The organism is Agrobacterium sp. 10T429, from assembly GCF_056393925.1.
The window spans coordinates 56,020-68,465 of the sequence record NZ_JBFTGV010000010.1 but is presented as its reverse complement, the minus strand read 5'-3'; the positions used below and the strand labels follow the sequence as shown (position 1 = coordinate 68,465).

Below are 12,446 nucleotides of genomic sequence, written 5' to 3'. Positions count from 1 at the left end.
GGTGCAAGTGTTTAAAACAATGCTTTCAGTCTCTCATCAGACGTCAGGCGTGAAAGACGCGCATTTATCAAAACTCTTCCCAGTTGTCCGGCGATGTGCTCAGGGCAGCATTGCCGGAGAACGCAGCTTTAATCTTTCCGCCGAGTGCACGCGCAGGAGAAACAGCAGGCCTGTCGGCGGACGAGGCTGCGCGAACCGGTGCGGAGATGTCGCTATAACCACCTTCTGACAACTTGAACCGAGCGAGCAGTTGGTTGAGCGACGAAGCCTCGCGTGCAAGCCCGTGGCTTGCCGCCGTGCTTTCTTCCACCATGGCAGCGTTCTTCTGAGTGTCCTGGTCCATCTGGTTCACAGCCGTATTGATCTGCTGGAGACCAGAAGATTGCTCCTGTGCCGATTCCGCGATCGCCATCACGTGACGGTTGATTTCCTGTACTTCCGTGACGATGAGTTCGAGTGCCTTGCCCGTTTCGCCAACCAGTTGCACACCCTGCTGAACCTGACTGTTCGATGTCGTAATGAGATTCTTGATCTCCTTGGCGGCACCTGCGGAACGCTGTGCCAGTTCGCGAACCTCTTGGGCAACAACCGCAAATCCCTTGCCCGCCTCACCGGCACGGGCAGCTTCCACGCCTGCATTCAGCGCCAGAAGGTTGGTCTGGAAAGCAATCTCGTCGATCACGCCGATAATGTTGGAAATCTCATCAGCGGATGCAGCAATTTGCTCCATAGCCGTGACAGCTTTCTGCACCACTTCTCCCGACTGTTCCGCGCCAACTTTTGCACGACTGACAAAGTGGCCCGCTTCTTGCGCCCGTTTGGTCGAGTCTTTCACCGTCGTGGTGATCTCTTCCAGTGCAGCAGCTGTCTCCTCGACGGCCGCTGCCTGCTGTTCCGTACGCTTGGCCAGATCGTCGGCTGCGGCCCTGATCTCGTTCGCGCCGGAGTCGATGCCGCGCGCGTTCTGCGCCACCTGGTTCAGAGTCGATTGCAGCTGTTCCGCTGCCCTGTTGAAGTCGCCGCGAATACCGTCAAGGCTGGACACGAACGGCTGAGCGATCCGGTAAGTAACGTCGCCCTGAGCGATCTTCGAAAGGGCAGCAGCAAGGTTGTCGACGGCGAATTGCACGTCGGCAGCTTCTTTCGCCTTCTGTTTCTCGCGCTCTATCYGGTCCTGCTCTGAAGACGACCGATGGTTTTCCGTTTCATTCTCAAGCCGGAGGCGCTCGATGGCGTTCTCGCGAAATGCCTGAACAGCAGCGGCCATCTGGCCGACTTCATCCTTGCGGTCCATACCTTCGATTTCGCTGGCTGTATCGCCTGCCGCCAACGACCCCATCCGCTCGCGAAGCCGCGCAATCGGAGTGGTAATGCCACGCGAGGAAATAAGCAGTCCGAGCGCGATCAATGCCAGGGAAACAAGTGCTATGCTGACCAGAGCTGTCCAGATTGTCGTGTTGGTGCTGGCCGTGAGGCGCTCTCTCCCATCGTTCATCACCTGGATCAGTTGCTCGTTGCCCGCACTGATTTTCGGTGAGACTTCAGTTATTTTTCGAAGGACGTTAAGCGCCATCTGCTGAGCTTCAGCACTTTTTTCCGCCTGCATGAGAGCGATGACCTGATTGCCGATTTCCTCAACCTCGGCAACGCCCTTGAGGATATCACGAGCGGCATCCGTCCGGGCCGGCACCAGCTGCATGATTTTATTCTGCCGTTCTTCCAGTTGCTTCCGGTCGGCCTTGAATGTTTTGACAGCGGCCTCGAAATCACTGCTGGTCGAGTCATTGAGGCTGGCGCGAAGCATCTGCATGCCGAGTGCATTGAGATTGCCGCTGGTTCGGGCGTTCAGCACCGCAGCAAGCGCCTCATTGGCGATGAAATCGCTGTAAACATTGTCGGTATTTTTATACTGCAAGCTGACGTAGCTGATTCCGGAAAGCGACATCAAACTCATCACTGATATGACGAATAAGACCTTTGTTTTTATTTTGGTATTCTTCAGGAAAGACATGAATAGCCTCAGGGCAAGCGCTCCTCCAGCTGTCCGCGCAGGAAGCCAGAGAAACAAACAATGGAACATCGCGGGTAGCTGTGCCCCTCCTCATAGGGCGACAAGCGGATATCCGCTCCGGGCCGCCAAAGGCTGGGCGCGTTGGATCCACTCGTTCTACCAGCCCCGCCGATGAAACTTTGGAACCTGCGTATTTTAGATTTCACAAAATTACTAAATGAAGTGTTACCCGGCATATGCAAACGATGACATGTGTGATGCCGTAAACTTACTCGGGCGTTGATTTTTGACGGCCTGTGCGCTTTCGCGAGCCGGACTCGAAAGAGAAGATATCCTCGCCGTTTCAGCACCTGCTTGATGCTGGCGGCATCGGTATTTTCACGAGGATATCGATGGGGCCGACGGCTTCCCCCATCGATTTAACCGTCCCGGAGGTCGCGTCACGCGAGGCAATGTCCAGCGTGCGGGCCATGGCTTTGCCCTTATTCTGTTCGATCAGCAGTCACGGTGTATGCATAAACTCACAATTTATTGTGGTTGCCCTTCGGAGCAATTTGGCCTTGTTTGTAGACTCACACTCTTCACGGGAGGGAAATTATGTCGATAAAAACAACAACTCGCGCCACGCTGTTGGTAGGATCGCTTCTGATTGGCGCAAGTTCCGCACTTGCAGAAACAGTTCTTCACCGCGGCAATTCCGGGGAGCCTCAGACGCTCGATCAGGCACAGACCTCGATCAATATCGAAGCCTTTATCCTCAAAGACCTTTATGAAGGTCTCACCATTTACGATGCTGCCGGCAAGATCGTTCCCGGTACGGCGGAAAGCTGGACGCTGTCTGAGGATGGTACCGTCTACACGTTCAAACTGCGTGCAGATGCGAAGTGGTCGGATGGCACTCCGGTAACGGCTGGAGATTTTGTTTTCTCCTATCAGCGCGTCGAAGACCCGAAGACCGCAGCAAAATATGCGAATATTCTTTATCCGATCAAGAACGCGGAGAAGATAAACAAGGGCGAAACTTCGGTTGACCAGCTTGGCGTCAAGGCCGTGGATGACAAGACCCTTGAGATCACACTCGAGCGCTCAACACCGTTCTTCCTTGAACTCCTTGCCCACCAGACAGCTCTGCCGATCTCGAAGGCAAGCTTTGACAAGAACGGAACCAACTTCGTAAAGCCGGGCGTCATGGTCTCGAACGGTGCTTACAAGCTTGAAGCGCATGTTCCCAATGACAGCTTGACGGTGGTCAAGAACACCAACTTCTGGGACGCATCGAACACCAAGATCGACAAGGTCATCTTCTACCCGATCGACGACCAGGCCGCATCCGTTCGTCGTTTCGAAGCCAAGGAAATGGACCTCGCCTACAACTTTTCCGCGGACCAGATCGACCGTCTGCGCAAGGCCTATGGCGAACAGGTTCACGTTTCGCCGACGCTTGCGACCTATTACTATACCTTCGACACGCGTGAAGCGCCGTATAATGATGTCCGCGTCCGTCAAGCCCTGTCCATGGCAGTCGACCGCGATTTTCTCGCCAAGGAAATCTACAGCGGTTCACAGGTTCCCGCCTACTCCATGGTTCCTCCGGGCATGGACTCCTACGGTGAGCCTGCGAAAGCAGAGTTTGCGACGCTGTCGCAACTCGATCGTGAAGACGAAGCCGTTAAACTCATGAAGGAAGCCGGTTACGGCGAGGGCGGCAAGCCGCTTTCCGTCGAAATTCGCTACAACACCAACCCGAACCATGAGCGCGTTGCCACCGCTATTGCGGACATGTGGAAAAATACCTTTGGCGCCAAAGTGTCACTGGTGAACCTCGACGTCGCCTCGCATTACGGCTACCTGCAGGAAGGCGGCAAGTACAACGTTGCGCGTGCAGGCTGGGTTGCCGACTATGCGGATGCGGAAAACTTCCTCGCCCTTTCGGTATCCTCCAACAAGACCTTCAACTACTCGAAGTTCAATAATGCCGAATATGATGCGCTGATGCAGAAGTCCTATGACGAAAAGGATCCTGCTGCGCGCTCCAAACTGTTGCACGAGGCAGAAACCATCCTCATGAAGGAACAGCCGGTTGCTCCGCTTCTCACACAGGCGGACCTGTGGCTGGTTTCCAACCGCGTGAAGGGTTGGGAAGACAATGCTGCTAACGAACACCTCAGCCGCTTCCTGAGCGTTTCCGAATAAGCAGTGCTGGCACGGTGGCCGAAACCACCGTGCCATGTCGGAGCCTGAAAATCATGATTTCATTTATCCTGCGCCGTTTGGCGAGCGCCGTGCCGACATTGTTCATCGTCGTCACGATTTCGTTTTTCCTGATGCGTTTCGCACCGGGCGGTCCGTTCAACCTCGAGCGGCCCCTGCCCCCGCAAACCATGGAAAACCTGATGAGAACCTATCATCTGGATGAGCCATTGTGGCGCCAGTATCTCATCTATCTCGGCAACGCCGCCACCGGCGATTTCGGTCCGAGCTACATCTACAAGGACAACACCGTCGCCCAGTTGATCGGCAAAGGCCTGCCCTATTCGCTGGAGCTCGGTTGCTATGCTCTTTTGCTGGCGTTGGTCGGCGGCATTCTTGCCGGCACCTTTGCCGCACTCAGGCAGAATAGCACCTTCGATTTCTCCATCATGTCCATCTCGACCATCGGTATCACCGTGCCGAACTTCGTCGTCGCACCTGTCCTCACGCTTATCTTCGCCGTCTTGCTGGGGCTTCTGCCCGCAGGTAGCTGGGGTGATGGGTCGCTACGCTATCTCATTCTTCCGATGATCGCGCTCGCCTTGCCGCAGCTTGCGGTCATCGCGCGTCTGACGCGCGGTGCAATGATCGAGGCTCTGCGCATGGACCATATCCGCACCGCCAGGGCCTATGGCCTCCCGGCTCGCAGCGTCGTGGTGATTCACGCCATGCGCGCGGCGATGCTGCCGGTCGTTTCATATCTTGCGCCTTGCGCTGCAGCGCTGCTGACGGGCTCGGCGGTCATCGAGACGATCTTCACCATTCCCGGTGTCGGCCGCTACTTCGTTCTTGGCGCCATCAATCGTGACTACACGCTGGTCATGGGAACGGTCGTTCTCATCGCCATTTTCGTCATCCTGTTCAATCTCGTGGTCGATATTCTCTACGGCCTGCTCGATCCGAGGGTCAGACATGACTGATATCTCCGGCAATATCGCCCCTCAGCCATCGGTGAAAAGCCGAAGCCTGTTCCAGCTTGCAGCCCTGCGTTTCAGACGAAACAAGGCCGCCATGGCTGGCTCCATCATGCTTGTGCTGATCACACTTTTCTCATTTATCGGCCCGCATTTCCTTTCACACACCTATGATCAGGTGTTTTCGTCCTACGTCTCCGTCGCGCCAAGCCTCGAGCCGCGCCCGGACGTGAACAACCTCCAGAGCGTCATGGAAGGTGTGGCAGGCCGTGCGCGCGTCGAACTGAAGGAGTTTGCCGTCGGAGGGCAGACCTTCACGGCAACGGTTACCTCCAGCAGCCCGATTGACCCGCGCACGACACGTTATTTCGACCGCGCCAACGAATTCGAAAACACGAAAGTCGTTGCTACGGAAGATGATGGTCGAACGCTGAAGTTGGAAGGCGATGTCAATCGCGAATACTTCTTCTTCGGTACAGATTCAAACGGTCGCGACATGCTGGCTCGCGTAATGCTGGGCGGCCAGATCTCCATTGCAGTCGGCGTTCTCGCCAGCCTCGTTTCGCTCGGCATCGGCGTGCTTTACGGCGCTACGGCGGGTTACATCGGCGGGCGCGTCGACAATGTAATGATGCGTTTCGTCGAGATCCTCTATTCGCTGCCCTTCGTCTTCCTGGTCGTGGTTCTCGTGGTTTTCTTCGGGCGTAGCTTCATCCTGATCTTCCTTGTCATTGGCGCAGTGGAGTGGCTGGATATGGCGCGTATCGTGCGTGGCCAGACGCTTGCCTTGAAACGGCGGGAATTTGTGGCGGCAGCTCAGGCCTTGGGTTTGAGTGACTGGCAGATCATCCGCCGTCACATCATCCCCAACACCATCGGTCCCGTGGTCGTGTTCGTGACGGTCGTTGTCCCGAAGGTCATACTTCTTGAAAGCTTTCTCTCCTTCCTGGGGCTTGGCGTTCAGGCACCACTCACGAGCTGGGGTGCGCTCATTTCCGAAGGCGCCAACAATATTCAGTCGGCCCCGTGGCTGCTGATATTCCCGGCAATCTTCTTCGTGCTGACGCTTTTTTCGCTGAACTTCGTAGGCGACGGATTGCGTGATGCACTCGATCCCAAGGATCGTTGACATGAATACGACATCTGAAAACATTCTCACCGTCCGCAATCTCAAGGTCGATTTTGCCACGCCAGACGGCACCGTCAACGCCGTCAAAGGTGTCGATCTCCACGTAAAGCAGGGTGAAACGCTCGCTGTCGTCGGGGAATCCGGCTCCGGCAAAAGCCAGACCATGATGGGCATCATGGGCCTCTTGGCTTCCAACGGCGTCATTCAAGGCTCGGCGCAATATCGTGGACGCGAGTTGGTAGGCTTGCCGGTCAACGAGCTGAACAAAATCCGTGGGGCGAAAATCACCATGATTTTCCAGGAGCCGATGACTTCGCTCGATCCGCTTTACAGGATCGGCGCGCAGATCGCCGAGCCAATCGTGCATCACCGGGGCGGCAGCAAGAAGGAAGCGAGGGCACGCGTTCTCGAACTTCTGAAACTTGTCGGTATTCCGGACCCGGAGCGGCGCATCGACAGCTACCCGCATGAGCTTTCAGGCGGCCAGCGCCAACGCGTCATGATCGCCATGGCGCTGGCAAACGAGCCGGATATTCTGATCGCGGATGAGCCAACCACCGCGCTCGACGTGACAATCCAGGCGCAGATTCTCGATCTTCTGAAGTCGTTGCAGCAGCGCTTCGGCATGGCAGTGGTGCTGATAACGCACGATCTCGGTGTCGTCAGACATTTTGCCGATCGTGTTGCGGTTATGCGCCGAGGCGAGATCGTTGAAACCGGTCCGACGGAAGAGATCTTCGAGCGCCCGCAGGCGGACTATACGAGGATGCTTCTCGATGCCGAACCCCGCGGCCACAAGCCGCCGGTCGGCAAAGAAGCGCCGGTCGTTCTCTCTGGCCAGAACGTCACGATCGATTATGTGATCCCGGGCGGCTTCCTGTCGAAGTCACGGGCTTTCAGGGCCGTGGACAGCGTTAATGTCAGCCTTCATCAAGGGCAGACCATCGGCATAGTCGGTGAATCCGGATCAGGCAAGTCCACGCTCGGTCGCGCGCTTCTGCGCCTTGTCACTGCAGAAGGCCGCATTTTCTTCGGCAAGACGGAAATCACCGGACTTGGCCGAACGGCAATGAGGCCATTGCGGCGGCAGCTGCAGCTCGTGTTCCAGGATCCGTATGGATCTCTTTCGCCAAGGCAGACTGTTGGAGAGATCATCACTGAGGGTCTGTTTGTGCACGACCCACAGCTCAGCCGCGCGCAGCGCGACGAGCGAGCAATAGAAGCGCTGAAAGAAGTCGGCCTCGATCCCGCCGCCCGCAACCGCTACCCGCACGAGTTTTCAGGCGGGCAACGTCAGCGTATCGCAATTGCCCGCGCGATCATCCTCAAACCAGATGTCGTCATTCTCGATGAACCTACATCGGCGCTGGACCGATCCATTCAGGGCCAAGTTATCGATCTCTTGCGTAATTTGCAGAAAACGCACAACCTTTCCTACATCTTCATCAGCCACGACCTCTCAGTCATAAAGGCCATTTCGGATTATGTCATCGTGATGAGAAACGGGAAGATTGTCGAAGAGGGAGAAACGGACGCGATATTCGAGCGGCCGGCGGCTGAATATACCAAAACACTGATCAAATCCGCGTTTTCGGCCGAAGTAACATCATAGATTACAGCCCGGCACTGCCGGGCTTTTTCTGGCGCCGTTACAAAAGATCCGGTTTGTGGAGGAGGTCGTTATTTCGCGGCCATGGCGGCCTTACTCTCCTCTTCAATCCCGACCATATCGCCACGTAGCAAACCGGTTCGATGATGTGCGAAAGCTGGTACCCGTCACAGGACTAAGCGACGTCCAAATTCATCACAAAATCCGCGGTTTCATGGGCATGAATGCGGGTAAAACGTATCAGCTCGTCGAAGTGACGTTGCATCTTACGGATGGCTTCAGCGTTGTTGAGTACAAGATACATGGCGCCGACGAAAAGTGCTGCCCGTTGCGAACCGAAGATCGTATAGGGCACGGAAAAGCGTTCTTTTTCATTGAACAGAAACAGCCGGAATGATGGGTATAGCTCGCTGATAAGTCCCGACATATGTTTGAGTTGTTCGGCACGTGTCTCGCGGTCCAAACCGCTCCACATACCGCGCCCCTGCGCAAAAGCTTCCAGCGTTTCGAGCGGCATGCAAACTTCCATATCGGTACCAGGCTGGCGATTATAATCGAGTCGAAACGCCGTTTCGCTGGCCTGCGCCATCACACTCTGATGCGCGCCCATGGCCTCGAAAGCGATGATCTCGGGTGTGCGAAGCAGATCGGGAATGCGTGCCGGAACATAACGGATTTTGGTGCCTGCAGCTTCCGCATGCCACTTCATCAACAGCGTATCCGTATAATCAGCACCGCCCTCCTCGATCTCGAAACTTGGCCGCAATTCCCCCATCAACCCCTGATCATGGGAAAGACCGAGTAGCCAGTCGAGCGAGACGGAATGTCGCTCGGCGATATTCAGCAGCGTCTCCACACGCGGAAGCCGCGCCGAATCACCGGAAAGCAATTGCGAAAGTGCTGATCGATCAATGCCAATGGCGGCGGCAAAAGACGCCTGGCTGTCTTCTGACCTGTTCACCAGCTGGATCAGGCGGGCACGAAACAATTCTGCGAGCGCACGTTTGTCCATAATTCACCCGTTTGTTTATAATTATCACCATAATGCTTAAACTGTTATCAAAATCAACAGTTGGTCACCATAAACCCGTTGTGGCTGGCTGAGACTGATGCGACCCTACGGTGACAGGGGCATCAAGAGTATGAAATGACAGACATATTGGCAAAGAAGACGGCGCGGCTGACTGGCGTGCGCCGCAGAAGAACGCGTGACCGAATTGAATGGCCAACAGTCTCGCTGTTGGCGGTCTGTTACGGTCTCTGGATTTTCGCAGGATATTTTCTGTATCCGTTGTTTCCAATCGTTTCTCTGGTGCTCATGGGCATTGCAGTTGCCCTGCACTCCTCGCTCCAGCACGAGGTTCTGCATGGGCACCCTACGCGCAATGCACGACTGAACGAAGCTTTGGTCTTTCTGCCGCTCGGGATTTTCTACCCCTATCGCAGTTACAAGCGCACGCATCTGCAACACCATGCAGACGAGCGTCTGACCGACCCATTCGACGATCCGGAAAGCTATTACCGGGCTATGGGCGACTGGCAAAAGATGCCGTCGTTCCTCAAGGTCCTGCTGGGATGGAACAATACGTTCATCGGGCGTCTGGTCATCGGCCCTCCGCTGATGGTTATTGGTTTCACGATATCCGAATGGCGCAAGATCGCGCAGGGTGATCGGCGGGTGATATATGCCTGGACCCTGCATCTGGCCGGACTTGTTCCGACACTGCTGGTCATATCCCTGATTTTCGGCGTTCCAATCTGGCTCTATGTCAGTGTGGCGGCCTATCTGGGCATATCCATCATTGCCATTCGCTCCTATTGCGAACATCAATGGTCCGAACAGCCGGATGGGAGAACGATCATTGTTGAAAACTCCATCCTGGCTCCACTGTTTCTCTATAACAACCTGCATTTCGTGCATCACAAAATGCCGACAGCCGCCTGGTATAAATTGCCCTCCCTCTACAGCGAGAGGCGGGCGGAGTGGCAGAAGATGAATGACGGATATGTGTTCAGCAATTATTTCGAGGTGTTCCGCGCTTTCGCCTTCAAGGCCAAGGAACCGGTAGCGCATCCTGTCTTGAGACGGGACGAGCAAGTTTTAATCGCGTCACCCGTCGTGCCTGCCGCTCTGATTTTTTCTGACCATGCGATGCAGGAACAAGACGTGAGACTGGAAATTCCGTCGTGACATGGATCGCGGCACTGCCAATGTATGACTGGCCCGAACTGCGCAATGAGACGGACAAGCTGTGGGCCGATATGCGCACCCGTTTTTTAGCAGAGGGTATCGACGCTCCCAAAGGCCTCACCAGACGCAACGGCGATATGCCGGCGGTTCCGGGAGGTATTCGTGGAAAGGACGGCGCCATCATTGCCGCAGACCCTGCCACGCTCGATCCCGATGCATTGGATCTTGCGGTGCTCTGGCGGCATCCGGCTCTGCTGATCTCCGGCACCTGCTGGGGGCCAATGGAGTTTGGCCTGCAGGATCATGTGCAGGTGATTGGACAGAGCGATTATAATGGCATCAAGGGTGGTGCAGGCGAGTTCTATTCCAGCGCCATCATTGCCCGCATAGCCGACGGTGGAGAGGGTGCAGAACCTTCGAAAACCGGTGAGGCCGCTTTGCCGAAAGGATTTCTTAGCGGGAAAATACTGGCATTCAACGAGCACAAGTCATTATCCGGCTATCTCAGCTTGAAACGCGATCTGGAAGCAGAAGGCGCGGGCCTCGATCTGTTTGAAAATTGTCTCGAAACCGGTGCGCACCGCGCTTCCGTCATCGCAGTGGCCGAGGGCCGGGCGGACATTGCCGCGATCGACTGCAAATCCTGGATGCTTGCGCAACAGCATGAACCGGCCGCCCGGAGCCTTCACGTTATCGGCTGGACTGCACGGCGCAAAGGCCTGCCCTTCATCCGCGCCAAGGGTATCGACCTGCCTTTCACCATGTAAGGCACGAGCCTCACGGCCTTCAATCACATATCCGGTGGCGAGAGATCACGCAGGAGCAGCCTTGCCTTTTCCATGTCCGCAGACAGAGGCCGGTCATCCGAATAGGGCTGGAGGTGCTCGCGAAGCAGATTGTAGACCACATTTGTTCCGGCTGCCCGCCCGGCAACACTTTCTAGGGAATCATGGGCCTGCACCCCGGCCATCCATTCGATGGCCAGAATATATTCGGCATTGTCGAGAACCGCGAGCAGCTTGTTGGCGGCAGCCGTGGGATGAGAGAGGAAATCCTCCTGTAATCCCGATGTCAGCCCTCCATCTGTGGAGGCAGGCGCGGAAAGACGTCTGCTATCGCCGACAAGGGCTGCGGCCGTATATTGCGCGATCATGAAACCTGAATGGCTTCCGGCATCGGTCGCCAGAAATGGCGGCAGACCACTCACCAGAGGATTGACCAGCCTGTCGATACGGCGCTCGCTCATGGACGCAATCTGTGCAATGGCGATGGCGAGACTGTCTGCCGCCTGCCCCAATGCCGGGGCAACGGCATGGGCCTCCGACGAGACGATGGGCTGCTCGGGCGTGCCAAGGATCGCGGGATTGTCGGTGACGGAGGCGAGCTCTCGGTCAACGATGGAGGCGCAGGCATCGAAGATGTCGCGTGCAGCACCATGCGCATGCGGCACGGCACGCAGGCTTAGCGCGTCCTGTGTCCGCCGGCCATGAGCGGCGGCAACCAGCCCACTGCCTTCAAGCCGGGATCGCAGAGCGGCCCCGACGGCCGCGATTCCCTTCGAGGGACGCAGCGCGAGAACCGTCTTGTCAAAAGCGTCGATCTGGCAGCCTGCTGCTTCAAGCGTCAGCGCCGCTATGGCATCGGCCCAATCTAGCAGGTGATTGGCTCGCGCGAGTGCCATGCAGGAAAGACCGGTCGCACAGGCTGTACCATTGACGAGGCTCAGCCCTTCCTTGGCACCCAGCACGATGGGTTGAAGTCCCATTGCCGCCAGGGCATCTCGTCCACTCATAACGCGCCCGCCGAGCCGGGCCTGGCCCTCTCCGATCAGAACAAGCGCAACATGCGCGTTGTGCACCAGATAGCCCGCCGATCCGCGGGACGGCACGTCGGGAATACAATCCTGTTCCAGAAACGTCGACAGATGCGAGACGATCTCGCGTCGGACACCGGAGTGCCCATGGGCGAAATTGGCGATCTGCGCCGCCATGATTGCCCGAACTTCGCGAGGATCCAACAACCGGCCGACACCGCAGGCATGGCTGAGAATAATGGAGCGCGACAGCCGACCCTGCGCGGTGCGATCCACCACAGTGTCCGACAGTGCACCGACCCCGGTATTGATGCCATAGGCACGCACACCGCTTTCGACGATGCTGTCAACGATCTGGCTCGCCCGGTCAATCCGCAGATAGGCCGCGTCTGACACACGCAGTGCCTCGCCCTTGCCGATATGGGCCACATCGCGCCAACTCAATCCATCATCCAGTAGAACAGTCATGACGTTTTCCTATGATGCAGAAACGGCTGCGAGGAGCGGGAATTTTCCATCTTGAATACTG

General features: G+C 56.6%; 9 protein-coding genes. 6 read left to right on the top strand and 3 right to left on the bottom strand.

The genetic code is table 11. The annotated features are described in order from the left end of the window. Nucleotides 1–67 precede the first annotated feature (67 nt). Nucleotides 68–2,011 carry a methyl-accepting chemotaxis protein gene (locus tag AC1DCP_RS20510; RefSeq protein ID WP_476774589.1) on the bottom strand — a complete coding sequence of 648 codons (1,944 nt, stop codon included), beginning with the start codon at nt 2,009–2,011 and terminating at the stop codon, nt 68–70. 597 nt (nt 2,012–2,608) lie between these two features. Here AC1DCP_RS20510 and AC1DCP_RS20505 point away from each other — a divergent pair. The 4 genes from AC1DCP_RS20505 to AC1DCP_RS20490 are packed head-to-tail and all read left to right on the top strand — an operon-like array spanning nt 2,609 to nt 7,916. Beyond that, entirely contained in the window at nt 2,609–4,204 is a 1,596-nt protein-coding gene (locus AC1DCP_RS20505) for a peptide ABC transporter substrate-binding protein (protein WP_003518320.1), read from the top strand. Nucleotides 4,205–4,257: 53 nt separating this feature from the next. Next, complete coding sequence (gene oppB, locus AC1DCP_RS20500; RefSeq protein WP_003518321.1) at nt 4,258–5,181, top strand: oligopeptide ABC transporter permease OppB; 924 nt, start codon at nt 4,258–4,260, stop codon at nt 5,179–5,181. Next, nucleotides 5,174–6,304, top strand: a complete 1,131-nt coding sequence (locus AC1DCP_RS20495) for an ABC transporter permease (protein ID WP_112401713.1) — start codon at nt 5,174–5,176, stop codon at nt 6,302–6,304. Before oppB ends, AC1DCP_RS20495 begins: the two co-directional genes overlap by 8 nt. Before the next feature lies 1 nt (nt 6,305). Then, nucleotides 6,306–7,916 (top strand): ABC transporter ATP-binding protein, encoded by a 1,611-nt coding sequence (locus AC1DCP_RS20490; RefSeq protein ID WP_065663411.1) that lies wholly within the window; start codon nt 6,306–6,308, stop codon nt 7,914–7,916. A gap of 172 nt (nt 7,917–8,088) precedes the next feature. Here the strand turns inward: AC1DCP_RS20490 and AC1DCP_RS20485 are convergent, their stop codons facing one another. Continuing rightward, nucleotides 8,089–8,925, bottom strand: coding sequence for a helix-turn-helix domain-containing protein (locus tag AC1DCP_RS20485; protein WP_065663410.1), 837 nt, complete (start codon nt 8,923–8,925; stop codon nt 8,089–8,091). A 135-nt stretch (nt 8,926–9,060) separates the two neighbouring features. Here AC1DCP_RS20485 and AC1DCP_RS20480 point away from each other — a divergent pair, with 135 nt between their 5' ends. Beyond that, on the top strand, nt 9,061–10,104 hold the full coding sequence (locus tag AC1DCP_RS20480) for a fatty acid desaturase (protein ID WP_065663409.1): 1,044 nt from the start codon (nt 9,061–9,063) through the stop codon (nt 10,102–10,104). Nucleotides 10,105–10,124: 20 nt separating this feature from the next. Then, nucleotides 10,125–10,871, top strand: a complete 747-nt coding sequence (locus AC1DCP_RS20475) for a PhnD/SsuA/transferrin family substrate-binding protein (RefSeq protein ID WP_065663408.1) — start codon at nt 10,125–10,127, stop codon at nt 10,869–10,871. 23 nt (nt 10,872–10,894) lie between these two features. Here AC1DCP_RS20475 and AC1DCP_RS20470 read toward each other — a convergent pair whose 3' ends face one another. Further along, nucleotides 10,895–12,385 carry an HAL/PAL/TAL family ammonia-lyase gene (locus AC1DCP_RS20470; protein ID WP_065663407.1) on the bottom strand — a complete coding sequence of 497 codons (1,491 nt, stop codon included), beginning with the start codon at nt 12,383–12,385 and terminating at the stop codon, nt 10,895–10,897. Between the last annotated feature and the right edge of the window lie 61 nt (nt 12,386–12,446).